Here is a 25,359-nt window from a genome sequence, read left to right as displayed (position 1 = left end):
TCAGTATTCTGTTCAGTATTAAGTTCAGTTACATACAGTCTTTTGAGTTCTGATAAAGCAATCATTCCTGGGTCAGAAGTCTCGATTAAATGCTCTTTAGGTATGCCTTGTTTGAGCATTTGTTCTTTAATCAAGTGATGGGCGGGTTTGATAGCAAAACCTCCACCGCACAACACAACGGGATGTCTACGAGCGCTTGTGCCAAGTGATTCGAGGGCGAAAGTGAGGGGACTATCCTTAATCCAGTTTTTGATAGCTGTCTCTAGTGCTTGCCCGATATCACGTCCATCAGGGGCAATGGCTGACACTTTCCCGTCTTGGATTGTTGCGGTTTCTAGTACTTCTCGCAGTTGACTGGGCTTAATTACTCTGGATGAATCAGTATTGGCGACAGCCTTAGCAAATTCCTTGATTAACTGTGAAACCCCACCGCCACCGTTGGGTTCGTGAGCTATGCGTTTGGGATAAAGCCCAAGGTTGCTGTATTCAGAAACACACGCTGTTCCATAGCCAACGTCAAATGTAAATAATGTTGGGCGTTCGAGCTTGTTACCTCGCCCATGCAGTGCAGCACCGTAGCCTTCTGGGTAATTAAGCGCTCCTTTGGAGAAGGAAAGCCGATATTTCACCCCGTCTACTTGCATCCACTTGCATTGATTAATTGCTTTCTTGAGCGTTAGAGGATTAGCAAGACTGAGAGTTACTAAGCGGATGGTCAATGCTCGGTTTTTCTCGTTGGCTCCAGTGGAATACTGATAGAGATTGGGTAGGCTTGCAATTGCCCCTAGTGCAAGGATTGGGAAATAGCGGACTTTGTTGTCATCATCGTCTGACATTGCCACCCATTCAGTACCTTGGAGTTTGGCACTACGACCAACTACCCAATGCTCTACCCTGTCTTTGAGCTTTCCTTCTACCTCTACTTTTTCTCGACTCATGCTAAAGGCTCCCATCTCCCCAAAGGGCGGTGAAGATACCTCGCACACAATCGAGTCAAGCACGATACTTGAATAGGCAACCCCATTAATAATGGGCATAGCCTTAATACGAGAACGTCCGCAGTCCATGACAATGATGATTTCTTGTTTAGGAATGGTTACACGGGGCTTTCTGGACTTGGATTGTTTCTCCGTATCCTCAGTAGTCTCTGCATTTGTGGTACTTTCTGAAACTTCAACTGTCACATCACTTTCTTGTGATTCAACGACTTCCGGAGTTGTTTGTGTTGCTGTTTCATTCTTTTGACGTGGCATTGACTTTTCTCCTAATTAAAATTTCTCGGAACTGTCACACATCTCGTATCTACGTACAGCGTCGTATTTATTACTGATGTCGCTATTGCTGAACAAGAACTTATGAAGGCTGATTTACTATGCTCCGGGTTCCGGGTAACGGGTGAATTTTTCAAAAATACTAGGGGTTTTTGTACCCGGACGTTTTACCCGGAGATACCCGGAAGGCTTGCAAAATCGACCCGGAAGCGCCCTCTGGTCTACCCGGATAATTGAACGTACCCGGAAACTACCCGGAAGGGGTTCAAGAGCATTTTGAGAGTCAATGTGTACTGATGACATTTTTAGAAACCTACTGAGAATTGGGTGGCTTGCTTGCTGTGCCAGTTTCGAGAGAAGCAACTTTAAAAATCAGTCTCTCTACAGCTGCGGATAGAACATTGCCAGGGGCATCTATTGAAATCCCCTCAAGTCTGCATAGATCAGCTATGGCGAAACAGTTAATAGTGATTCGCCTGCTTTCGTATTTGTCGATCATGATTTTGGTCAAAAATCTGTTTTTACAGCCGAAACGCGCACTTTCTGGCTTCCGTTGCCTTTGTTATGTGACGTTTTTGGGCTACTAAAGTCATCATATCACATCACAACACATCATGCTAACAATAAGAATATGATGACTGAACTTTAGAGGTGATGTACGATGATGTGTGATGAGATAAATGATTATATTGAAGTGAGTAAAAAATTAAACGCTGTTATCCCGGATGAAGTTTGGGAGGATTTAGAGAAAATCGCACAAGCAGAAATGAGAACTAAAAGCCAAATGGCGGCGATACTTCTAGCAGAAGCGATCGCCGCTAGAAAAACAAAATCCGCCTCACTCAAAAAGGAGGACAAATGATCAATGCAGATCGGTGTAAAGCATAATTCTTTGTAAAAGAACTATTAATTTTACGTCACTAATTAATTTTTAATGTAGCCAATGACTACCGTTCTAGACCCACCAAGCAATTTTCAACTCCCGCCGCACAATGAAGCGGCGTTAGAGATGCTTAGGGAGGCGAAAGACTATGAGTCTACTGTGGCTCTAGCGGCTGGTGGTGCTGCGCTTGCTACATGCGGCATGGTTCATCCGTTAGGCTGGGTTCTTTTTGCATTGGCTTACAAGCCGTTAGTACGAGTTGAAAAACTTGCACGGTTGGAAAGATTAACAGCCCTGCTTTTAGATGAGTTTAAAAGCGAAGGAATACAAGTCTTTCCGGTGCTTCAAATCGAAGACAAAAACCCTATCGATTTGTTTTTACGGTTTGAGCGAAGAACACATCTGTTTATCTCGATTCGTTCGAGGGGAGATAGTGAGGTTATCTACAACGAAGCCAGGGAAATTTTACAGGTCAAAAAGAAGAATATTCGTGGTTTAACCACCTGGAAACCCTGTCCACTAGTTGAGCTATCAGATTATGAGAGATGGCTTACTAAAAATAGAGCGAATTTCGGAATGTCCTCGAAAGAGGTAACAAAAACACCGACAGCAAAAGTTTTGGTCTTATGGCCCCCTACCAAGGCGGCTATTGATCACAATGACCATCTTTATTCTGAGGTAGGAACTATGAGGATTCTGGCTCTCAGAAGAAAAGGTACTGCGTTTGTTATTCAACAGGAGGAAGTAACCGAGTTTGTCAGGGCTTGGTTAGCCAAGTACGAATAGACGACTAAACAGCGAAAACCCCGCGTCTCGACGAGACAGCAGGGTTTTCAAAAGTTATTCAATTTGGAGTTGGGGTATCGGGTTTTTAGCAGATTCCTGATTAATATCCCTAACAGTAATTTTATCTTAACTTTTGGTGTATTAAGCCAATGTAACAGTGGCTACCCAGATAGAAAGAGCAACTCAGGAATTTTAGAAGATCGTATTTCTGAATGTTTGTATAGAAGATTACTGCACAGGATAGCCCCAATTCCTCCAAAACACTTACTGGAGGATGGGCGAAATGCCACAATCACAACAATTTAATAACTCGCTTCAGCAGCAACAACCCTCGTATATAGAAGCAAAACACTGGAATGAATGGTTAGCCAGTGCCGTTGATCCAACACTAACCGCTCTAAACGTCCGCTCTCTCACAGGGAATGAAGCATACGAATATTTACTCTACGCCCTACCTCAAACAGCCAGACGCAACGACGGGCGACTGCGAGACAAGTACTTAAGGCAATATGCTCACGTCTCTTCTGGAGGATGGTGGGTAAGCGGACTTGACCCCCTTAATAATTGGCGACCAATGGAATGGGGGCGTTTTAAACCCGACAACCCACGTATTGATTGGGAGAAAGGCAAATTCGTCAAATACGAATCGCCCCCCAAAACACCCAACCGCGTCACCTACTTTAACGTCCCGGACTGCATTTGGGACAAAGTAGCAAAACGGTACAATATCAAACGCTATCATTCTCCCCTAGCCCTACGTCTTTGTGACAGATTAGATCCCCTCAAGTTCTGGCAATGGGTACAGCAACACCCAGAAATCCCCGTCATTCCTTGTGAAGGTGAGAAGAAAGCCGCTAGTTTGCTAACTCTTGGTTTTGTGGCGATCGCTCTCCCTGGTATTTGGAACGGGCGAATAGGCAAAAAAGATTTTGACGAACGCCTGCACCCCGACTTAATGCCCTTGGCACAACCAGGACGCAAATTTATTACCCTTTTCGACTACGAAACTCAACCAAAAACCCGTTGGTCAGTATACCAAGCCATTGTTCGTACTGGCAAAACCATTTTGGCTGCTGGTTGTAGTAGTGAAGTAGCATTACTGCCAGGGCCAGAAAAAGGCGTTGATGATTTTGTTGTCGAACGTGGCGAAAATGCCGACGCACTACTTACTGCCATCATCGATGATGCCAAAACACTTTCAGATTACCAGCGCTCGTACCGTCAAAGTTGCCGAGGACTGACCAAGAAATACACACCACATGTAAGAGTAAATGTCAAGTACCTATCCGAAGCAGTTGAGCTACCACAGTCCGGGCTAGTTGGGTTATGCAGTGACATGGGGACGGGCAAAACCGAGTTAATGAAAAAGTGGCGCGATGAGCATCCAGATCAGCGATTCCTCAATAACGGACATCGAGTTAACTTGCTCAAAAACCTGGCACAACGCCTACAAACAGAAATGTACTCTGATTTGGGTTATGTGGGTTTAGCTAAAGCTACTGCCCTCAGCATTACCATCGACAGCTTGCACAAGCTTAACACCGACGCTCTCAAATATGGCTGTATATTTATTGATGAAGTTTGCCAGTACCTAACTCACCTGCTGCACAGTAAAACCTGTAAAGAGCATCGGGCTGAAATTCTGGAGGTACTGCAATATATAGTGTATAACACGCCACTTGTGGTCATCGCCGACGCACACCTGGACGACGTGACAATAGACTTTTTTAGGGCAATGCGTCCACCAGGCGAAGAACCCTTCATTATCAAAAACGACTGGAAGAATGGCGGACGTACTATTTATTGGTATGAGGGTAATGATACAAGCGCCTTAGTTGCTCAAGTTTCGGCGGCGCTGATGGCAGGTCAGAAAATTATGGTGGCTTCTGACTCCAAAAAATTTATTAAGAAACTTGAATATTCGTTGACTAACCGGGGGGTTAAGTGTCGGGAGGTAGAGGCGCAGGGAGCTTTTGGTGCAGGGGATGCAGAGGGAGCAGGGGGAGCAGGGGGAGCAGGGGGAGAAAAAAGAGCTTCTTCTCATATGCAGACAGGGGAGCAACAGATGCAGAGGGAACTGGGAGAGAAAAATACAGATGAAGGTGCAGAGGGTGTTTGTGGAGAATTATCTCAAAAACTTTCTTCTTCAAGTGCTACCCCAGCTTCCCCAGCCCCCCCTGCTACCCCTGCTACCCCAGCCCCCCTGCCCCCCTGCCCCTCTGCACGGTTACGCATATGGTCTATCCACTCAGAAAACTCTGGCAGCGAAGAAAATGTTGCTTTTATTAAAGATATAACTAATGCTGTAAAAAGCCTGGATGCGCTATTCGTCTCTCCCAGCCTGGGAACTGGGGTAGACATTCCCGAATATCATTTTGATGCAGTGTTTGGAGCTTTTCACGGGGTTTCTCAAACTGCTACCGAGTGCGCCCAGCAACTTTGGCGCTATCGCCCCATAGTACCAATTCATGTTTGGGTAGCCCCAAGACCCCCCTTCGGTTATTTGGACACTAACGCCAGCAAAATTAAAGAGCGCCTGCTGCAAACTAATGAAATGACAGCTTTCCTGCTGAGAATTGACCGTGAAACAGGTAAGCGGGGCGCTGAGAAAGACTGGGCGTTGGATGCTTACTGCCAAATCATGGCTAACCGTCACCAATCAATTAACAATTTACGAGCTGATTTGCGTGATTTGTTGACTGAGATGGGCAACCAAATTATACCAATGGGAACTGACGATAATGATGATGCTGTATATGAGCTTAAAAATGCCGCAGCTGCCCTAGACATTGCCTACTATGAAGCTGTTGCATCAGCCAAAAATATTTCAGCCATAGAGTATCGCACCCGCAAAAGTAAGGACTATCTCAAGCCTACTGAAGTGTTTGAGTGTGAAAAATTTCGCCTCTTTGATGCCTACGGAATGGAAGTTACAAGAGAACTGGTCAAAAAAGACGACGGTGGCAGATTCATTCGAGCGATCTCTTCGCTAGAGGCAATTTTATCTGAGCCAGAAGGGATAATTGTTGATCCACATACTGGAAGACAATACCCAGCACCACCAACTATTGTGGCAGATAAAGACTACAACGAGAGAAACAAGCTACCGTTGTGTATGGACTGGGGTAATTTCTCAGCCCGGTGGCTGGCTAGGTTTAGCTTGGGGCTGCATGGTATTCTCAAACGCTTGGTTAATGGCGAAGAGATTACTGCTGCTGACCCAGAATGTGTGCAAATGACTGAAATAGCCAAACAATGTGCGGCACACGTAAAAGCCATCCTTGGGTTTACGGTTCCCCCTGATTGTAAACCGATATGGCTGTTGGGGTTATTACTTGACCAGTTGGGATTAAAACTCTCTGACCATAAAAAAGGGCCAAGGGGTCAACAAGTTAAATATTTTTCGTTATCTCAAGAGGAATTGGACTTTGCATTGGCAGTAATTGCTCACCGAGAGCGCAAGCGTACTCAAAAGGAAGAGCGTGTGCGTTCTACAAAGAATGAAAATGCTGCAATGCAAGCTATGTATGGGGTTTCACCGCCAAACGCCCCCGTATCCACCCCCCCCCATAATTGTATAGGGGAACCCCATTTGGAGGGGGTGAATACTACCGACTCTGAACTAGGAAAATCCCCAATTCCTAACATTGATTTTGAGCAATTTGAACCGTCTGACGGCAACCCCACCCCCATAAAAGCTTGTGTCGAACAACTAACAGAGGGTATTAAGTATGGAGTCCAAGCCATAAAATCTATCCTCCAGCGTTGGACAACCGAACGGCGGTGGTGTGCGGTGCTGTTATTGGAGAAAATTGCTGAAAGCGAACTGCGGCGGTTGGAGGAGTTAGCGCCTCAAATATATGAGTGGCTAAATGAATCGATATTACCGATGGAGGGTGCAACTAACTGATCACGCGGGAATTTCTTGATATCGATGTGTCCTCACAATAAATTGAAGTCAAACAATTTATTGGAGAAGTCGCCGACCCATATTGCAACAAAAGTTTCTATACTACGCCATCACTCCAAAATACTACAAGCCAATAAGTATAATTGCTTGTTTTCAACCTGTGGGCAATTCTGGACATTAGTGGACAGATATGGACATTATTGGGCAAATTAAATATTTTGGGACAATTTTATTCCAAAAAAATTGTAAGGTTCTGGGCAAAACTGGACATGTTTGGACAAAACTGGGCAAGGTTGTCAGCTTCTCCCATTCCATCCATAAATAGTTGTAGACATCTGAACAAAAAAGCTTCTATCTACAGCGTTTTCGTGTTTATTTTTTGCGATTAGGATCAGTACCGAGATACTTTTCAACCCTCTCTAACTTGGTATTTGTCCAACCAGTACGCAACCAAATATCTTGTAGATAACTGGTAATCTCATTGGAGATATTCACCGGAATATGTTGATTGATAAAAAAGAAAAAAACCAGAGAACATAACGAAGTTATAGAAGCCACAAAGAAAGTTTTACTTTGTGGTTCAGAGCGAAAAACCTCTTTCTCTATCGTGATGGGTTTCGGGGGAGGAGTGTTTTTTAACTCTCGGATGACTGTGGTCATCCTGTTGGTGTGATTTACTAGTTCGCTCGCTTGTTTCTTCAAGTCGGACACTTCGCTCTTTAGCCCTTTCAACTCTAAGCTCTCTAATGTGGTTGAGGACTTGGGCATATTCTGTGACTGCTCCATTAAGAGAGTTAATTGCTCCATCCAATCTGCGTTGTTCTTCTCGAACTCGTTCCAAGAGAGATTCTGATTCTTCAGTTCGCCTGTCAGCATCTCGATAGTCGCCATCGCCTTGCTCAGAAGCTGATTCTGAATTAAATTCGTTTGCGCCCATGCCTGCAACTCCGCCCTATCCCTTTCCCTTTCAGTCTTTTGTGATTGCTTAAAACTTTCAAATTCCTTGTACAATCTGCCCAGTGCCGTCTTAACTTCACCTAGTTCGTTAATAGTAGAGAGATGGTCATTATTGTGGTTGTTGTTCATCAGCTTTTTTTCGACCCCGACGAGATTTAGACTCAGTTACCGCAGGCTCATTATTATTAATCACGCTCGACGATAAAGCTTGATTAATCTCAGATTGATGCAACCCCAAATAAGTACCAGCCAAATCAAGCTCAGGCTTGGCTTGGTCTAAAAACCCACTCACCAGCAGATAATCCCCAAAGGGAAACCCATTATCCTCAGTAGCAGCAGAGTAAGGCAGACCTTTTTCTACCAACATATCAAAAGTTGAGTAATCCAGCTCAGGCATTTCAATTTCTATGCCTTTTAACTCTGCGATCGCTGTTCTAGTTTTACTATTGTCCCAACGCTGAAAACCCAAACCCTTATCCCAGCAGAGATTCTTTACCACCACATAATCTACTTTATTGCCACAGAACTCCATCATCACTTTTAAGCTATTGATCACCGGATAGGTGAGGTTTAGCACAGTTACTATCGTCACCCGATAACCCAAATCAGCAGCAATTTTAAACAGCCCAAACTTACTGATAATCTCCCTAGTTTTATTGCCACTCGCCCCTGGCATATCCATCACAACAGTATCAGGAGACATGGCTTTAATTTCAGTAAAAAAGCGCTTCGCTTCAGCCACCTCCAGAAAATTTAACAGCCTTACCCCAGAGCCAAAATTTCGATAATACTCATACAACTCTGGATTTTCAGTATCAGCATCATAAGCTAGATAATTAATGCCCTTGTCGTGCATTACATCTAATAGCAAGCGAGTGAAGGCAGTTTTCCCCGTCCCTCCTTTTCCTCCTAAAATCATCACAATTCGCTTCATAGGCTACTCCTATCAGTGACATTGAATTGGGAATGAGCCTTAGCTCCTCCTTTTTTCCCCTTAGCACTTTGAGAAGGTGACGCACCTGAAGTTGAAGCTGTGTCTGGTGATGAACCAGAGTCTTTATTTGATTCTACTGCTGATGATGTCTCACCAGTTGTTATTAAATCGTTAGTTGAAGAAAAATCTGATTCAACCAATGATTCATTACTTTGCTGAAGTATAGTTGTCGTCAAAGCTCTTTTATGAAAAGTCTTAATCCCACTAGCAGCCAGTTCAACCCCATGTCCCTTAAACACATCAGAAACATCTTCATAAGAGTAGCCAGCATCCAACATATCCTGGATAGGTTTAGCCAAACTTTTAATTAACTCTTCCAGACTGATACTTTTGGGAGTAGATGCCTTCTGTTTGAGGCTAGCTTGGATATCATCAACTTTAGATAAAGGGACAGCTTTAGGTTTACGGGGCATAGATAATCAAGATAATTTTTCTTATTTTAGGGTCAGACCCAGCCCGATAAATTATAAGTTTTTTGTGCTGAAGTAAGCATTACTAGATGTCCTTTATGGATATAAGAGAAAATCTAAAACTGTCAAAAGCAGCAAACCCTAATCTAATATTTCAAATTCAAAATTGATTGGGTCAGAATTAGAGAGGGATGTGTAGGTAGGTGCGGTAAACTAATGTATCAAGAGTGGTACAAGAAATTGAGTTGTGGTAACAAAGCGCATGTTTACTGCATTCTGATTCTCCGCCCAGCCCACAGTTTCCGTGTACTCCAGACCCGACCCACCCCGCGCGCGGACATAGGCAAGCAATACGCCTTAACGCGCCTACGGCGCTACTTTTGCTTCGCAAAAGGGCGTGATTGCTTGTTGGGGGTGTCCCCCAAACCCCCATTGTCGTACACCAAATAAGTTGTTTATGACACAATCAGATCCCCGCACTAATCTTAGTAATCAACTAGCTAACGCACTAAGTAATCATTTAGTACAGCCTGAAGAAAAACGAGAAATAACTATTACCTTTAGGGTAAGCTATGCCGAAAAAGCTAGGTTAGAACAACGGTGCAGTGGAGTGGTGCAAAGTGACTATATAAGAGCGAGATTATTTGATTACCCTTTGCCACAACCAAAGTTGACTATCCCCGAAGTTAACAGACAAGCCATCTACGAACTAAAAAAGATTGGGAATAACCTTAACCAACAAACCAGAGCCATCAACGAAGCTGTAAAAATTGGTAGCCAACCTCTAACCAGTGATGTGCAAGAATATCTGCAAACTATTAAAGAACTAGTAGGAATATTAGAACAAACTCACTCTCAATTATCAAAGCCTATAGAACGGGAGTAGCGAAATGATTACCAAAGTCAAAGCTAATAAATCATTTCGCGGCACTACCAAATACGTACTAGAGAAAGAGAAAGCCCAGATTATTGGCGGTAATATGTACGGGAGAACCACCAACGAACTGGTTGAACAGTTCACCTTATCAGCCCACCTCAACCCCCAACTAAAAGACCCTTGCTACCATCTAATGCTGTCAGTACCCAAAACTGACAGAAGCCTAAACGATGACGAATTAGCTAATCTCTCTCAACGCCACTTCGCTAACGTCATTGTCCTATCGCGGCTAAAAGGCGAAGAATCCCAAGTTAAACAACCAGATAAAAGAATATCTGACACCAAGCTAAACCAGCTAGTTGATGAATTTATTGAAACAGAACTACCAGCCTATGACTTCTTCATAGCCCGACATTCTGACAAAAAACACGACCACACCCATATCGTTGCATCCAGAGTCAATAACCTAGATGGTAAATCTATTCGTACCTGGAATAATTACGCTTACTCAGAACACTCAGCCCGACTCCTAGAGCGAGAATTTAACCTCACGCCAGTGCAGAGTAGCTGGGAGAGTAAACGTAAAGCCATGACTCGCAATCAACTAGAACGAGTAGAGCGTGATGGACTTCCAGGCGAAGAAATAATGCGAAGAGCAATTGAACAAGTGGCAGTTAATAAACCCACAATGCCAGAGTTTATTCAGCAATTATGGTCAGAACATCAAGTCAAAGCCATCGTTAGCTATTACAGCCACGGTGCAGTCAGAGGTATTAAGTTTGGCATTGATGTCGGCTCAGTTAATGAAGATGCTTCCCCCCGATTACTTTGGAAACAGGGAGGAAATTTAAATAAATATAAGTGTTCATTTAAAAAGCTTCAGACAGAATTAGGGGTAAGCTACGACCCCCTACGGGATGATCCAGAAATTAAACGCCTAACTCAAATGATAGAATCTGCGACCATTAGGCAAGATAATCAGCAGACAATAGACTATTCATCATCTACTAAACATACAGATAACCTCCGACTATCCACTAATAAACCTGAAGCTATAGCATCAGTTAAATCTCCACTCACTCAAGCTCAAGCAGTAGAGCTTTACAACCATTACAGTGCTGGACTTGAGCAAGAATTGGTCACAGACCGAGATAAAAAAATTGCGGACTTGGCGCTTAGAGATGATAGATCAGCCCGGTCGGTTGAAGAAATCCTAAAAGCAAGCCCAGCCGGATGGACTGCTGAAGAAGCAAGGGCATTGGTATTAATAGCCAACAATAAGAACGGACTACAACAGCCGCCCCCAGAATTGAAACCAGTAGAAAAACAGCATCAAGAGCAGGAATTATTAGCCGTAGCAGTGCCTGTTGGTGTTGGGCTAATCAATCACTTACTCAAAGACACTGGTAAGAACAGCCTCAGATTTAAACATGCAACTCTGGCAAAACAGGGTAGAGAATTGGTGTACACCCATGATGAAAGGGGTGAAGTTTTTCGAGTGAAAGTGAATCGAAACTCTGAAGGGAATCTAGAGTATTCCCAGGTAAATGTGGGTGAAGTGTGCGTTGAAGATATTGAGACTTGGCAAAAAGCAAAGCAGATATTGCAAGAATATATGGAACTTCAACAGCTTCAAAAAACTCAATTTAAAGGATTATCGAGATAGGTGGTAACTGTACGGTAACTGAAAGATTTGGAGTGAGCGCCCTGGTTGCCAGGGGGGATAGGCGCATCCCCCCTAGAACCCCCGCGCAGCCTGTTGCCGAGCGAGAGCCGAAAAAAGCAGCCTCGCAGGGAATGAGGTTAATCGCGGCTCTCACTCGGTTCGCTTCGCCAACAGGCTCTTCGCTACTTTCGGGCCAAGTGAAGGCGATTGCTTATGTAGTATTTGCTTCAGTACAATTTAATACATTTATGTCAGAAATTAGTTTATGCAAAAAATCTTACTATTGGCAGCCATTCCTCATGGGCTGCGCTTAGATAAAGAGATTCGAGAAATCTCCTCAGCTATACGACGAGCGACCAATCGGGATTTATTTGAAATTCGCATAATTACTGCTGTACGTCCAGCCGATATTCGTAGGGCGATTGAGGAAGAGAAGCCTCAAATTGTTCATTTTTGTGGGCATGGTAAGCAAGATGGTAGCTTGCTGTTAGAGGACGATGCAGGGAATAACAAACCAGTTTCACCAGAAGGATTAGCATCATTGTTTAAGTTGCACGTCGATTATGTTAACTGTGTGTTACTCAATGCTTGTTATTCAGAAAAACCAGCCCAAGCAATAAGCCAACATATTAATTACACGATTGGTATGAACCACCCAATCGGTGACAAAGCTGCGATTGCATTTGCTCAAGGGTTTTATGATGGTTTGGGTTATGAAAATCGAGATAGTCAAAACGTTATTCAAAGAGCTTTTGAAGAAGGTTTGGTTGCCATTCAAATGGAAGATTTTTCACAGGGTTCAATACCAATCTTAAAAAAACTTACTGTTGAAACTAGTAAAGAAAAAGTTCTTGAAACTCAAATCCCATTGCAAAATGAGCGATATGATTCAGGCGATGACCTCAGTAGCGAATGCCATATAAATTATACAATTTTGCGGGATTTACTTAAGGTGGGAAACTGGAAACAAGCCGATCACGAAACTCGCGCTGTGATGTTAAAAATAGCTGGCAGAGAAAAAGAAGGTTGGCTCAATGTCCGATCTATCAATAATTTTCCTTGTACCGACCTCCATACTATCGACCAACTTTGGATAAAATACAGCAAAAAAAAATTTGGCTTCAGTGTCCAGAAGCAGATTTGGGAAAATATTGGAAGTGGAGATGTATTTAATGATGAAGTCTGGGTTAGTTTTGGAGATTGTGTGGGATGGCGAACAACAAGGTCTTATCAATTTCTGTTTACTAGCTGGACTTCTAGAGAATGGTCTAATTATTCTGAAATCAATTTCAACCTAGATGCACCATCAGGACATCTTCCCCGAATGTGGGACGAATGGCGAGGTGGGTTTGAGCTTTCTTCTTTGATCATGAGACTTGAGAATTGTAATATAAAACGTGACCCTGCTCAGACAGAGTTCGATGTTAACTCAACAGGTTCAATTGACGACCTAAGTTCTAAAAGCAAAATAGATTATACGCGGCTGCGGGATTTACTAGCATCTGGAAAATGGAAAGAAGCTGACCGAGAAACTTTCGCTGTCATGTTAAAAGTAGCTGGCAGAGAAAAACAAGGTTGGCTTGATATCCAATCCTTCAATAATTTTCCTTGTACTGACTTACATGCCATTAACCAACTGTGGGTAAAGTACAGCAATGGACAATTTGGCTTTAGTGTGCAAAAGAGAATTTGGCAAGAAGTCGGTGGCAAAGTAGATGTTGAAACCGAGTGTCGTTTAGGTGATCGCGTTGGCTGGCGTGTGAATAACAAGTGGCTAGGTTATTCTAACTTCATCTTTACTAAAAATGCTCCCCAAGGACATTTCCCTGTTTGTTGGTGGGATATGTACTTTGCAATTGCTGGCTCACCAGGTACTACTACTTCTTCTCTTCTAGCAAGATTTAAAAGGTGCAATATTGAATCTGTCCCTCCTCAGATAGAGGTTGATGTTGAAGGTTCAATTAATGACACCAGAAGTGAAAGGATAATAGATTACACAAAATTACGAAATCTCTTAGCCTCTGAAAATTGGAAATATGCAGATTTGGAGACTCGCTCTATCATACTTCAATTAACTCACAGAGAAGAAAAAGGTTGGCTTGATATCGAATCCGTCTACAACCTTCCCTACCCGAGTTTATGTATTATTAACGAACTATGGCTGAAATACAGTCATGGACACTTTGGTTTTAGTGTGCAGAAACACATTTGGGAAGATGTGAAAGAAAGTGAAAAAGACTTCGGTTACAAAGTAGGCTGGTCTGTCTTAGGCAAATGGATATATCACTACAACCTCACCTTCTCTCTAGATGCTCCTCCAGGACATTTACCATTTTGGGGTCGTGGATGGTCTGATCAACGGCAATGGGTCAAGGAAGTTCAAATAGGTCGATGGGCTGATGCTCTTCTAGAGCGTTATGATTTGTCATAATTGTAAAATTTTCCCCTTGCACGTAGTCATGGATTTGACATTCATATTGGGGTCTTGTCCAATTTTGATACTGGTGGCGAAACATTGCTTAATACTCTAAAGCCTTTGAAATTCTGTTGTCGCTGAACTTAAAACAGTTAAGTTCTGTAATTCAATCAACGGCAAAATCGGTGTTTCAGATGTTAAGAAACAATTCGCCAGCAGTATCTGTACCATTTAAACCCTACTGAATTTTACAGCCCCCAAGCCGCATGGTTACGTTACCGAATGCTGTACCAAATAGCTTAAAGGTCAATTGGTACAGCAGTAGCGTACTACATACGACTATATACGTGAGCAACTGCATTTTTATTTTCAAATCTCTTGTACAGCAAGGGTTTTAGACTTTATGTGGCGGCAAACGTCAGCTTCGATGATTTTACCCCTATAGATGGATGGTCTTGTTGGAGGCGCTGTTACAATGGCGGGAGCAGCAGTAGGAGGTGCAATTACCTGCTATGCCCTGGATGGTATTGCTTCTCTCTTCTTCCCCCCCGCTGCTGCTTTGGCTGGCACTGCCCTCCAACTAGTTGGAGCGTTAAGGAGAGACCAACTCTATTAATTCTTGATAAGAATTAAACTTATGGCAGAAGAATTAAACTTAGTTGTATTTCCAACCCGAACTTCTCTTGGTAAGGAGTTGGCTCATGAGGTAAAAAAGTTAGCTGAAGAAAAGTACGGATTTCGCGTACTTGTGCTTGAGCACGCTACACCGCAGCAGCTCCTCTATGCATATGCTAATGCTGATGCTGTTGTACTTGATGCAACGCTTGAAGATGATGCTGAGAAACATAATTACAGATTTGTAGCACCGTCGAGCTTACTTGAAAGAGTATTGATAGTATCCAGATCGTATGTTCCTCTGAATTTCAAAGGTGCTATTGAAGGTGGAACAGCAAAATACTCAGATCCTCAAACGCCACTAGGACAGAAGACAAACCAGTCTATACTTGGTTGGCTTGATGGGGAGCTACAGAAAATTTCTCAAAAGCCTCCAAAACATAACTTTTTTCAAAAAATTTTACCGTGGCAAATTCGATTTTTCATTGAGGGGTGGCAGCCAGTAATTAATCCTAGATATCAGCCTCCTGAAGAGAAGAACCAGATATTTATTAGCTACCGTTCAAGGCATCATGCCAATGTCATAAAACTTGCTCAACGTCTCAGGGAACAGGAAAAGTACCAAAACACCTTTATTTTTTATTTTGACCCTGGTGAACTCGTTTATGAAGATGAATTACTCAGTCCTCTTAGAAGATGGCAGTTACTCAGCATCATACAAGATTACATTATTGCATCAAGAGAAGTTTGGATATATTGGACAGAAGACTACATAAATTCTTGGTGGACAAGAGGAGAAGTTTTATCAACCCTTTACTTCACTTCTCAAAACAATTTGCCAAACAAATTAAAAATTTACGATCCTCGAAAGGATAAGGATACTGTATATCCAATAGATATGCGATACCTGCCAAAGCTGTCAGAAAATCATAAAGCGCGAATGACTCGTTACCAAACCAACAGTCATCCCAATATGATGGCTCCTGAAGTATTAGACCGTAATAAATTTGTATCCGAGCAAATGTGGTCAAGCATTCCTGCTGTCAAAAGTCTGTTCATGCTTGATGAACCTGCTTTTTCGTCAGAGTTTTGGGATTACTACATAATACCTTGTGGATCTGAGAAAAAACTTCCAACTGACCGCAGAACTGTTCCGGCCATTGCTCAATTCTATGAAGAGTTGCAAAGTATTGATATCGATGATTTTCTGAAGTTTTTTCGAGAAGGAGAACTCATTGTTTCGTTGGAACAACTAAAGCGAGCAGCGCACGGATTAGAAACTTTAACATGCCCCAATAGTTCAATGCCGCTTACCATTTCAGAGCAAAAACCACGCTTTCTTTGGGTTATACAACTTTTTGCAGATCAACAAGATGGAAGTGTAGGGCGACTTAAGGAGCTTCCAGTTTACCGATTAATGAATAGGATTTAACCCTCAATCTGGGGTAAAAGTAGCCAAGACACTGACTGTTGGCGAAATATATCTTAATACTTAAAAGCCTTATTATTCCATAGGTTGGCTAGAAGGCAGTGAAAGCCAAAGTTTCTAAAAGACTGATTTCACAACGTTAGAACTTACGCATTGACAGAAAATTGATACTATGCAGAGAAGTTAAACTTCTGTGTTAGGTGTTCTAAAATAAAGTCACGAGCTACTTGAAGAGATAAATTTCTTTGGAGTTCATACCAATTTTCAATTAAATCTTCTGCACGCATTAATTCTAATTGTGTAAAAGCTCGAATTGCGCTAAAAAAATGAGTTTTTATTGCTTCAGTCGTTCTGACCATAAATTGACCGATACCACATAGTTGTTTAAAGCTGGAGTGGTAACACTCAATTCCCCAATGAATAGAATGTAGTTCCTTAAATTCTGTTCTTGAAATTGACTTTAGTGTATCTTTTTCAGGAGTATACATGATGTAATATCTAGAAGTTTCGTTTTTGAAACTTCGACGAAATACTTTTACTTGACCAAAATTTTTCAGATACACTATTAAACCAGATGCAGGAATTTCTATATTTTGGACTTGAGTAAAATTCTTCCCATCAACCGAACATGAGCGATTTTTAGCTATTCCAGTTAAAAAGCCTAATCCCTTGTCTTTAAAGAACTTTAAGTTTTTTTGGCTCGAATACCAAGTGTCAGTAGTTATGGTTTCTGGATTTAACCCCCAAGTCAAAACCTCCGCAATCATTTCCTCAATTGTCATTTTTAGTCTTTCCCTCCTGTTTATTATAAATGCGATAATTTATAGGTACAGACTTACCTGATAAGTCCGTGTAATACAGGGTAATTAATTGAATTCCTTTGACGGCACGATGATGTCTCCCCGAATAATAGTAACCGATTAATTCTGTTATTTTTGGATCGCTATGTGGTTTATCAATTACCGTATCATCTCCACTTAAAGTACCTCCAATTAAATTGATATTTGGCTTGATTTCTTCAAATAAGTCCTTGGGTTCGTATCGCTCACGCAGCAAAAATCTGTTGACACTATCATGAGATATATCTTCCATTATCTCTGCCAGACGTGTGCAGCCTGGATACTTTGATTCTGCCAGTAGAAACAAAGTATAAGTGTTCAAGTCACATTTAGCGGTTGATGCTTTAGTAGGGCTAAAGCTAGAGAAGCTGCCATGAAGTGCCACGCAGAGATACAAAGTTCCGATTTTATTTTTGGTTATGGAACTTATCCCCATCTTCGGTGGTTTTGATGCCAAAAATTCATCAATTTCTTTCCTGTTATAGGAGAAATGTTCCTACACTATTAGGGTAGCCGCCGAGATACGTGCAAAAAGAGACACGTTGTAAATAAATATTGCAAACAATCTCTTGCTGATTTACTAACTTTCCCAAAAATGATAATGGGCGAATCAAACTTTTGCACGATAAAACCAAGCTTTCACCTCTTTTTGTGCCTGACACTTGCCCAAAAATGACCCTTTTAGGGAATGTCTTCATTTGAATAGTTAAGTAATGCTTGAGGCTGAAACAACGGTAAATCAAGGTTTTTGACAATTAGCTTTACAAAACTTTACAACGTGTCCCAATTTGCACGTATCTCGGCGTAAATAGAAGGTTCGTGCAACCAGGGGCAACCTTGTAAAATTTAGTAAAAATAACCCTTTATTTAGCCTTAATTGATAAGAAATACAAATGATAACTTTGCCTAGTTCGTCTCATTTTAGGCAATATTTTTCAGTTTCGAGACGGAGCGATAATACTTTAAGACACAAACTTCCAGGTAATCCAAGTTCTGTTTTAGGCAAAGTTATTTTACTGTCTATGAGCTAGAAAAACTATTTGTGCAACTTATCTTTTAATGAGCGCGGTTAAAACTTGTATAAATCTCTGTAACTGTTGCTGTATAAGGTTTTTAGCTACATATTGCCCCTGGTTGCACGAACCTTCTATTTACGCCCACTCCCGAAGTGAAATTTCCACTTTTTCTGTGACCAGAATCATCAATTATCAAACTAAATCCCCTACTAATTCTAGTTTGACTACACTTGCCCATAGCCTCTAATCTAAGTTCGTTAACCTTGGAATCAGACCATGGTGCTTCAGTTAAAAAGTGGTGCAATTGAATGGTATTCAACCCCTATAGCGTTATTAGCCATTTGAGATAGGTTTTTTCTCTCACTTTCACCCAATAATCCCCCCAAATAATGCCTAAATCCTCTTTTTTGGGCTTTATGACTAAAAGCTTGATCAAACTTTTGACACCACTTTTCAAAGCAGGGTGGCATGGCTGCGGGGGTTGTCTCTTTCATCGTATGTTATTTTGATGTGAAAGCGATGCTGGTCAAGCATTATACCCTGTTTTTTCTTCTTTTTTTGTCTAAGTCCCGCTAAGCCTTTTATAACAATTTGTAACCGAAATTATACGTGTTACACTAAATAAATGTCATTTACTACAACGAGGTACGTTAGGGTTTCTACGGAGTGGTGTTGGAACAGTTTAAGTATAGTTACAGAACAATCCATTATAATTTGTAACGTATGTATACATAAATAGTAATCACCCATTTATATGAGAGACCATCCTCCATTTGATGTCTTTCTTGCTCACAACAGTTTTGATAAAGAGCAAGTAAGAGTGATCGCTCAAGAACTGCGACGGCGTAATCTCAAGCCGTGGTTAGATGAGGAGCGAATTCGCCCAGGAACTTCGTTTCAACAAGCAATTCAACAAGCAATTCCACTAGTGAAATCTGCTGCTATCTTTATTGGTATCAAAGGATTAGGACGTTGGCAAATTCTGGAATTAGAGTCACTGATACAAGAGTGTGTAGCCAATAATATATCTATAATTCCTGTTTTACTGCCAGGCGTTCAAGACATTCCCGAACATTTGCGATTTTTGCGACTTCATAGACATGTCAGTTTTTCTCAGCGAATTGATGATGTAGAGACTTTGAATTTGCTGGAGTGGGGGATTACTGGACAAACTCCACCTGGAAGTGAAAATATCAAACAAATCAGGTTTATTTCCGAACTGCGAACACGCTTGATACATGACAAAGGCGTTTATGACCTATCCCGAAACTTTTCAGACTTTGACTTTATAGGATTCAAACGAAATTCTCCAATAGTAGAGCTAGTAGCTTTTAAGAAAGCTGATGGATTGAACGAAAGACAGATTGTAGAGCTACGCGATCGGTTTTTTGAAATTACACAAACCTTGCCTGACTATTTTAATTTAAAATCCGTCAACAAAATGCCCAATAGTCTTTTATGTTTCGTTTTTGAAGATGAATTTCCTAATTATTTAATAGACTTTATTAAAAGGCAGACAAAAATTTCCCACTGGGAAAGAACTGCTGTCCTTGTTTCTTGGGTAATTCATGTTAAGCATAAGCAAATCTACACTCATCATAATCCCGTTTCTTTTCTACCTCCTGTATTGATTTTGGAAAGCTCAGTATTCCCAGGTCTAGAATATTTAAAGTCTTTTTTATATTCTTATGATTCCTAAATTTAATTATCTATGTAGTGAGTGTAATGATTACTAGTGCTAGTAGTTAAAATTTTTGCAACTAAGTCTTGCCCTATATTTATTGAGAAGATTAGGAGTAATAGTATGATCCTAAAAGATAAAAGCAGTTCACAACAACATCAAAATTAGGACTTACGCACTGTACAAACGAACTATGTTGTGTATCAACGTAAATACGTCGTTTCAGCTTTTTATCAATCACCCTTTCTTGGTTGCGATCGCAAAAAAGCAGCCTAAAAGTGTAGCTAGAAGCCTTGAAAAGCATACCCCCTATTTTTACTTTTCTGTCAATGCGTAAGTCCTAAAAATAATGCAAAGGGAAATAGAATGAGTTGAAAAAGCCTGATTTACTTAACAGCAGAATTTAGTAGTATGCCAAAAATCTTTATATCGCACTCATTAAAAGATAAGGATTTTGTAAGAAAATTAGCAGAGGATTTATATAAACTTGGGAATCAGCCTTGGTTAGATGAATGGGAAATAAAAGTTGGAGACTGTATTGTAACTAAAGTTGAACATGGAATTACAGAAGCTGATTATGTAGTGGTTGTTCTTTCTCGTAACTCAGTAGTATCTAATTGGGTTGAACGAGAATGGAAAACAAAGTATTGGGATGAGATAGAAAAAAATCAAATTCTTGTCTTGCCTATACTGATTGAAGATTGTGAAATACCTTCATTAATTAAAACTAAAAAATATGCTGATTTTAGGAATAATTATTCTGTAGGTCTGGTTCAACTTTCTGGCAGTATTAATCCAATTATCAATAGACAATTAGAATCAAAAGAATTAAAATTTCAAGCAAACGAGTTCGGCTCAGATATTTCTAATTTAATTGCTAAGGTACAATCCAATTTAATTCCTTTATCTCAATGCGTTGCGGAAGCTTTGGCTATTGCTCATAAGGTAAAAAATCAATCGCTTGCGCGCTTTTGTATAGAGGAATTGTCAGGTTTAGATGAAGCGACAGGTAAAGAACCAGATGGAAGACATTCCTATCGTTTAATGCAGGGGTTTGCATCAATTGCACAAATAAATATGCAATATATGGGGTGGGGAGAAGGTATAACGAATATTTTAGCTTTCATGAGAAATAGTGATGAATTCCATTCTATGAAAGTTTTAATTTCATTTCCAATATCAAAAATTGAAAACCAACTACCTGAAAATCCTAGAAAACAACTGATGACAATGGAGATACCTTCAGATAAAATTATACCTGATTCAATTTTGCCTGAAGTACCCATCTTCCTATATTTTGATAGTTCTTCGTTGATTGGACTATTGGAATCAATAAGAACAGAGTTGACCAGGAAGTTATTAGATCTATTGCCTGAAGTAAAAATTTAATTTTTATAACTTAATCACAGGCAACGATATCAATTATTGTGTATATTTTGCCTGCCGACCCCTTGTTGGGGTATGACGTTTACAGATCCACTCCAACAATCTCTGCCAAGGCATTTGCGTATTGCTCCAAGTCTTTTCTTAGAGATTCCAGTTCAGCCCGCAATTGTGGTTCCTCAGTCCAATTGCGCTCATGCTCTTTGGGACTCAGGTGCGGAGGACGCTGGGCTTCCCAGGTTTGTAACAGTGGATGCCACTTAGCAAGAAAAGGGCGAAGACCTTTATTCAGCACTGCTATAGCAATACCTCCTACTGAATCGCGGGATGCTCCCACATCTGGGCCTGCTTCTTTGAGAACTTGTCGTGTTACAGGAAACAAGTTGTACAGAGATGTCAAGGCCTCTCGCAGAAGTCCTTGGTCAACTTCTAAAGGTTGAACAGCAATACGAGTGACCAGTTCAACGTAAAGCGACCAAGCAGCCCTACGCTCTGTTGGGTCGGCTTCCCATTCAGCAGAACCAATGCCAAATGGAAGGCTAACAGATACTTTTTTAAATTTAGGCATAAATAAAGTTTTCTTTTTGATTACAAAAATAATTGAAGGCAGTCCCAGAAGAGCTAGAACAGTGATGATACCAATCCAAATGTTCTTGCGAATCTCATTTTGGTGCTTAATTTGCTCAGTATAAGCATCGTCGTAAATTCTTCTGATTGCAGGAGAAGTTAAACTTGCTGAGTTATTTTTATACAACTCAATAATAAAATTAGTTCGTCTAGGAATTTCATTCTCAGCATCACTATGAGCCAGTGCTTTAATTTCCTTGATAAGCTCGCTTTGAGGATTGGATGCTGGAGTTTGAGCTAGTGCTGGCTGTACTGGTCTTAATCCAGATAAAAATGCTAGCAACAGTGCAAGAGTAGCAGTGGAGAATGTTCTGCCAAACTTTTGCTGTAAAAGCTGTCTTATTTGTTGAGATTGTTTAATCACCCTAGTTCTATTCCAGCCAGTTAATTGAAGATGTAATAAATTTCTATTTATACGGCTTTTGAGACGAAGTAAAGAGTTTTTAAAAGAGATTTATATTTAAGGTGTATCGTTACTTAAAGAATAAGACTTAAAATAGCATAAAATTCTGTTTTATTTATAGTGGTACGCCTTATGCAGCTTGGCAGATAAAATGTTTTAGGTTGAAAAATGTTCTTTTTTTGTAGATAACTGTTTCTATAGTTTACCTTAATATTGGAAGTAAAATATCAACTATTCTAATTCATTAACTTTTCAAGAATTTCATAAATTCAGCAAATTCTACTTGATTAGAATATTCAACCCGTTTTTTATCTCTTAATAAAAAAGGAATATCGTTATCACTACAGTTATCTAGTTTTATAGGAATAGTAACGCGCTCTGAATTACCACTAAATTCAGCATTAAGAATTGACCCATACTCTGCTCTTGTCCAACCAGACTGTGCAAGATTTTCACTCAAGCATGGCAGAACATACTTACTTTTTTGCAACCCATCTTCTATTTTTTGAGTTATTGGATCTCCAAACTTAATTTGTTCTGCATCAAACCAGTAAGTTATACCTTGTTGTTGAAATTCTGGGATAATATTATCTAGAATGAATGGCTTATCTTGAGATGAATGACAGATAAAAACATCATATTTAAAGTTATTCTTTATTTTCCGGCTATGCTTTTCTTCAAAAGGAAGTTCGGTTTTTTCAATTCTTACATTTTTTACAGAAACGCCAGTCCCATAAAATTTGACTAATCCTACATATCCTGGAAATGGGATATACGGACAGGTATAGGTAAGTTCATAGATTTTTTGTGAGGTTTTTATTTCACCTCTGACTTTACCAGAAAAAAATTCTAAGGAAAATTGATTGAAGTCATCGTCCAAATATACTTCCTCACTAGAAGCAACTATCTCAGAAAACATTCCTTGCTTAAATAGACTAATTCTTGCCAAAGTAAAATCACCTCCATTAGCACTAGGTGCGGTATGAAAGGCAAGAAAAGTCCAAGAGTCGTCGGCTCGAAAAATTAACCCTGCACCTGTTAAATGACGCTTTGATATATTGAAATCAGCAGAAATTTTACCATTAAGAATAAGCCCACTTTCTTGGTTAATGGCGTAAGAGGTTTTGTAAACGCCAATCCCTCCCCCATATCCTACGATTAATTTTTTTGTAAATGTCCAAGAGTCTCTATTGATATCGCGCCAAGTTCTCATTGATTCTCCTCTGATAATCTAATAACTCATTGGTCTTATCTGGAAATTTCTGCATCAAAGTATCGGCTAGATCGATAGCACTTTCTAGTAGAGAGATTTGTAAATCTTCCTCATGTGACTGCCAAGCTACCTGATGTTGTTCTATCTGGTGAAACTGTTGTTCTACCTGCACATTAACTCTTCGGAAACGCTTGATAAAGTCTTGAACTTCTTGAATGCTACCAAATTTTTCTAGCATTTCAGTAATTAATAGTGCATTCTGCTTTCCAAGTAGACGTTTCTGAAAAACAGTAAATTCCTGTATAGCTCTTTCATTTTCTTTTTGTTCCCAAAGGGCATCTCTAACCTTCCGCATCCCGTCAACTTCTTCTATGAGTAATTTCTTCATCAGGTTCAGAGAGCCTTCTGACATTTGTTTGATTATCATTTCACCTGTTAAAGTGGACTCGAATTGTTTAACAACACTCTGGACAATTGGATTGAATTTGCTAGACACATATTCTTGATATGATTTCAGTGGAACTAACTTTTGAGTCTCAGCGATAGTTTCTTCGCTGTCATAGTCATATAAGATAGCTTCAAGAGTAAAATTATCCTCTTCAATTTTTTTAGGATCGATTTCAAGTCGAACAGCAAAATTGAAGATATCTTCTCCTTTAATCGGTCGAACTTGATATTTGTTAGCAAGCTTGCCAAGCTTGCCAAGATTATTTAATTCCTTACTAATTGCCACTCCAACAGGCAGTTTTAGCTCTATCCTGGGTCGGTCTATGATAACGGATAAAGCCCCTTTGAACTCTTCATCGATAATATGTTCAATCCCTGATTCTTGGATGTACCAAAATCTCCCACCAGACTCGGTTGCTATGGCGGCTAAAATATCTTCTTGAAAGTTCTCGCCTATACCAATAGTCGATGTAGTAATTCCAAGCTCTCTTGATTTAGAGGCTTCTTGGGCTAAAGTAGTAACTTTGGTTTCGCCTTCATTTGCCCGTCCATCAGACAAAAGAAAAAGCCTATTATTGTGGTTTTCAGTCATGTAGGTTTGCAATTCCAGCAAACCTAAATACCAACCTAATGAAAGGTTAGTTTGCCCTCCGGTGCTTATTTTGTTGATTTTTTCAATGACCTCACCTTTTGGGACTTGAGGGTTAACAACAACCTCAGCTTGGTCATCAAACACGACAACAGTGAATAAATCTTTCTCGTCTAACTGTTTATAGATATCAATACAACTTTTTTTTGCTGTTTCGAGTTTGTTTGCGCTCATACTCCCACTTCGCTCGCTCATACTCCCACTTCGGTCTATGACAAGGCATAGATTTAAAGCCTTTTTTCTGTCGAGTTCATCGGTTGATTGGTTCGAGCGTACTTCTATGACAACATCCAACTCGGATGTTGCATCATTTCTAACTATCGGTCTTTCTGTGAGAATATCAAGCTTGATTTGATCTTTTTTCATTTTTTGAGACTCCTAGATGTATTGGCAATGACAGCAAGCAATTCGGTCTTCTTTTTCAGAACTGTTTGTGCGATATCTTGTTGTGTATGCCCCTGCAAACGAAGTGAACTAAGAGTAATATGGCATTAAGCCGAGATAAGAACGAAAACGGAAATAGGGGCTGAAAAAGCTTGATTTTTCGTTGCCTATAACGGTGTTAAGTACAAACAAGTAACAAATTATCAAACCTAAGCAGGATAATCGTTTTCAGCCTTTATTTCCGGCGTTGCATAATTTAATTCATACTTAAATTATGCAATACCAAATTTTGAACTTTCTGTCTTAGATATGGTTCAAAAACATTTTTAGCTAAAAATTGAGAATCCAATCTAGTAGCATCTTTATCTTGAAGTTAGTAAAGGAATTTGAAGAACTTGTGAGGAAATATAGTACTTATTAAAACTTAATTTCTGTAAGAGGATTGGGATACTCCTCAATCAGCTAAGATACTTAAAAATTCTTAGATGCATTTATTTCTACTT

General features: G+C 40.4%; 17 protein-coding genes and 2 pseudogenes. 10 read left to right on the top strand and 9 right to left on the bottom strand.

Features of this window, described 5'->3' with window-relative positions; translation table 11 throughout:
* Window positions 1-1,253: acetate and sugar kinases/Hsc70/actin family protein (locus B4U84_RS29405; protein ID WP_131121569.1), on the bottom strand; the 1,253-nt coding region annotated here is incomplete at its 3' end.
* Between the two features lie 712 nt (window positions 1,254-1,965).
* Between B4U84_RS29405 and B4U84_RS29400 the strand changes: the two genes are divergently transcribed.
* The 3 genes from B4U84_RS29400 to B4U84_RS29390 all read left to right on the top strand — a co-directional run bounded on the left by B4U84_RS29400 (window position 1,966) and on the right by B4U84_RS29390 (window position 6,850).
* The gene (locus B4U84_RS29400; RefSeq protein ID WP_242677767.1) at window positions 1,966-2,133 is read left to right on the top strand and encodes a ribbon-helix-helix domain-containing protein; all 168 of its coding nucleotides are present in this window, start codon (window positions 1,966-1,968) and stop codon (window positions 2,131-2,133) included.
* An 81-nt stretch (window positions 2,134-2,214) separates the two neighbouring features.
* Window positions 2,215-2,940 (top strand): hypothetical protein, encoded by a 726-nt coding sequence (locus B4U84_RS29395; RefSeq protein ID WP_131121567.1) that lies wholly within the window; start codon window positions 2,215-2,217, stop codon window positions 2,938-2,940.
* Window positions 2,941-3,223: 283 nt separating this feature from the next.
* On the top strand, window positions 3,224-6,850 hold the full coding sequence (locus B4U84_RS29390) for a DUF3854 domain-containing protein (RefSeq protein ID WP_131121566.1): 3,627 nt from the start codon (window positions 3,224-3,226) through the stop codon (window positions 6,848-6,850).
* 372 nt (window positions 6,851-7,222) lie between these two features.
* On the opposite strand, the gene B4U84_RS29385 is transcribed toward B4U84_RS29390, so the two are convergent.
* Genes B4U84_RS29385 through B4U84_RS29375 form a run of 3 tightly spaced genes read right to left on the bottom strand, consistent with a single transcriptional unit; the run spans window position 7,223 to window position 9,214 of the window.
* Complete coding sequence (locus tag B4U84_RS29385) at window positions 7,223-7,936, bottom strand: hypothetical protein (RefSeq protein ID WP_026718846.1); 714 nt, start codon at window positions 7,934-7,936, stop codon at window positions 7,223-7,225.
* Window positions 7,917-8,741 (bottom strand): hypothetical protein, encoded by an 825-nt coding sequence (locus B4U84_RS29380; RefSeq protein ID WP_131121565.1) that lies wholly within the window; start codon window positions 8,739-8,741, stop codon window positions 7,917-7,919. Before B4U84_RS29380 ends, B4U84_RS29385 begins: the two co-directional genes overlap by 20 nt.
* Complete coding sequence (locus B4U84_RS29375; RefSeq protein WP_131121564.1) at window positions 8,738-9,214, bottom strand: hypothetical protein; 477 nt, start codon at window positions 9,212-9,214, stop codon at window positions 8,738-8,740. The genes B4U84_RS29380 and B4U84_RS29375 overlap by 4 nt, the downstream gene beginning before the upstream one ends.
* 454 nt (window positions 9,215-9,668) lie before the next feature.
* Here B4U84_RS29375 and B4U84_RS29370 point away from each other — a divergent pair, with 454 nt between their 5' ends.
* From B4U84_RS29370 to B4U84_RS29355, 5 genes are all read left to right on the top strand, one after another.
* The gene (locus B4U84_RS29370) at window positions 9,669-10,097 is read left to right on the top strand and encodes a plasmid mobilization protein (RefSeq protein ID WP_131121563.1); all 429 of its coding nucleotides are present in this window, start codon (window positions 9,669-9,671) and stop codon (window positions 10,095-10,097) included.
* 4 nt (window positions 10,098-10,101) lie between these two features.
* A complete protein-coding gene (locus tag B4U84_RS29365) occupies window positions 10,102-11,754 on the top strand; it encodes a relaxase/mobilization nuclease domain-containing protein (RefSeq protein WP_131121562.1) in 1,653 nt (550 codons plus the stop codon).
* Window positions 11,755-12,019: 265 nt separating this feature from the next.
* Complete coding sequence (locus tag B4U84_RS31825; protein ID WP_131121561.1) at window positions 12,020-14,185, top strand: GUN4 domain-containing protein; 2,166 nt, start codon at window positions 12,020-12,022, stop codon at window positions 14,183-14,185.
* Window positions 14,186-14,615: 430 nt separating this feature from the next.
* Entirely contained in the window at window positions 14,616-14,786 is a 171-nt protein-coding gene (locus B4U84_RS31000; RefSeq protein ID WP_165490401.1) for a hypothetical protein, read from the top strand.
* A 21-nt stretch (window positions 14,787-14,807) separates the two neighbouring features.
* Window positions 14,808-16,217 carry a toll/interleukin-1 receptor domain-containing protein gene (locus B4U84_RS29355; protein ID WP_131121560.1) on the top strand — a complete coding sequence of 470 codons (1,410 nt, stop codon included), beginning with the start codon at window positions 14,808-14,810 and terminating at the stop codon, window positions 16,215-16,217.
* 167 nt (window positions 16,218-16,384) lie between these two features.
* Here B4U84_RS29355 and B4U84_RS29350 read toward each other — a convergent pair.
* Window positions 16,385-17,438 (bottom strand): annotated as a pseudogene (locus tag B4U84_RS29350) (IS701 family transposase).
* 770 nt (window positions 17,439-18,208) lie between these two features.
* Window positions 18,209-18,563: pseudogene (locus tag B4U84_RS29345) on the bottom strand (transposase); the annotation flags it as partial.
* A gap of 260 nt (window positions 18,564-18,823) precedes the next feature.
* Here B4U84_RS29345 and B4U84_RS29340 point away from each other — a divergent pair.
* Both B4U84_RS29340 and B4U84_RS29335 read left to right on the top strand, forming a co-directional pair.
* Window positions 18,824-19,768 (top strand): toll/interleukin-1 receptor domain-containing protein, encoded by a 945-nt coding sequence (locus B4U84_RS29340; RefSeq protein WP_131121559.1) that lies wholly within the window; start codon window positions 18,824-18,826, stop codon window positions 19,766-19,768.
* A gap of 393 nt (window positions 19,769-20,161) precedes the next feature.
* The gene (locus B4U84_RS29335) at window positions 20,162-21,139 is read left to right on the top strand and encodes a toll/interleukin-1 receptor domain-containing protein (RefSeq protein ID WP_131121558.1); all 978 of its coding nucleotides are present in this window, start codon (window positions 20,162-20,164) and stop codon (window positions 21,137-21,139) included.
* A gap of 79 nt (window positions 21,140-21,218) precedes the next feature.
* Here B4U84_RS29335 and B4U84_RS29330 read toward each other — a convergent pair whose 3' ends face one another.
* The 3 genes from B4U84_RS29330 to B4U84_RS31335 form a co-directional block, all read right to left on the bottom strand.
* The gene (locus B4U84_RS29330; RefSeq protein ID WP_131121572.1) at window positions 21,219-21,701 is read right to left on the bottom strand and encodes a hypothetical protein; all 483 of its coding nucleotides are present in this window, start codon (window positions 21,699-21,701) and stop codon (window positions 21,219-21,221) included.
* Window positions 21,702-22,407: 706 nt separating this feature from the next.
* On the bottom strand, window positions 22,408-23,376 hold the full coding sequence (locus tag B4U84_RS29325) for a toll/interleukin-1 receptor domain-containing protein (protein ID WP_131121557.1): 969 nt from the start codon (window positions 23,374-23,376) through the stop codon (window positions 22,408-22,410).
* The gene (locus B4U84_RS31335) at window positions 23,351-24,838 is read right to left on the bottom strand and encodes a VWA domain-containing protein (RefSeq protein WP_207391041.1); all 1,488 of its coding nucleotides are present in this window, start codon (window positions 24,836-24,838) and stop codon (window positions 23,351-23,353) included. Before B4U84_RS31335 ends, B4U84_RS29325 begins: the two co-directional genes overlap by 26 nt.
* Window positions 24,839-25,359 lie beyond the last annotated feature (521 nt).

It is taken from the genome of Westiellopsis prolifica IICB1 (assembly GCF_004323185.1).
Classification (GTDB): domain Bacteria; phylum Cyanobacteriota; class Cyanobacteriia; order Cyanobacteriales; family Nostocaceae; genus Pelatocladus; species Pelatocladus prolificus_A.
The sequence above is the reverse complement of the archived record's forward strand: the minus strand, read 5'-3'. Positions and strand labels throughout refer to the sequence as shown.

Excerpts from the sequence above, each read along its gene's own strand:
- B4U84_RS29395 (WP_131121567.1), top strand. The coding sequence starts at position 2,215 with ATGACTACCGTTCTAGACCCACCAAGCAATTTTCAACTCCCGCCGCAC.
- B4U84_RS29390 (WP_131121566.1), top strand. The coding sequence starts at position 3,224 with ATGCCACAATCACAACAATTTAATAACTCGCTTCAGCAGCAACAACCC.
- B4U84_RS29385 (WP_026718846.1), bottom strand. The coding sequence starts at position 7,936 with ATGAACAACAACCACAATAATGACCATCTCTCTACTATTAACGAACTA.
- B4U84_RS29380 (WP_131121565.1), bottom strand. The coding sequence starts at position 8,741 with ATGAAGCGAATTGTGATGATTTTAGGAGGAAAAGGAGGGACGGGGAAA.
- B4U84_RS29375 (WP_131121564.1), bottom strand. The coding sequence starts at position 9,214 with ATGCCCCGTAAACCTAAAGCTGTCCCTTTATCTAAAGTTGATGATATC.
- B4U84_RS29370 (WP_131121563.1), top strand. The coding sequence starts at position 9,669 with ATGACACAATCAGATCCCCGCACTAATCTTAGTAATCAACTAGCTAAC.
- B4U84_RS29365 (WP_131121562.1), top strand. The coding sequence starts at position 10,102 with ATGATTACCAAAGTCAAAGCTAATAAATCATTTCGCGGCACTACCAAA.
- B4U84_RS31825 (WP_131121561.1), top strand. The coding sequence starts at position 12,020 with ATGCAAAAAATCTTACTATTGGCAGCCATTCCTCATGGGCTGCGCTTA.
- B4U84_RS31000 (WP_165490401.1), top strand. The coding sequence starts at position 14,616 with ATGGATGGTCTTGTTGGAGGCGCTGTTACAATGGCGGGAGCAGCAGTA.
- B4U84_RS29355 (WP_131121560.1), top strand. The coding sequence starts at position 14,808 with ATGGCAGAAGAATTAAACTTAGTTGTATTTCCAACCCGAACTTCTCTT.
- B4U84_RS29340 (WP_131121559.1), top strand. The coding sequence starts at position 18,824 with ATGAGAGACCATCCTCCATTTGATGTCTTTCTTGCTCACAACAGTTTT.
- B4U84_RS29335 (WP_131121558.1), top strand. The coding sequence starts at position 20,162 with ATGCCAAAAATCTTTATATCGCACTCATTAAAAGATAAGGATTTTGTA.
- B4U84_RS29330 (WP_131121572.1), bottom strand. The coding sequence starts at position 21,701 with ATGCCTAAATTTAAAAAAGTATCTGTTAGCCTTCCATTTGGCATTGGT.
- B4U84_RS29325 (WP_131121557.1), bottom strand. The coding sequence starts at position 23,376 with ATGAGAACTTGGCGCGATATCAATAGAGACTCTTGGACATTTACAAAA.
- B4U84_RS31335 (WP_207391041.1), bottom strand. The coding sequence starts at position 24,838 with ATGAAAAAAGATCAAATCAAGCTTGATATTCTCACAGAAAGACCGATA.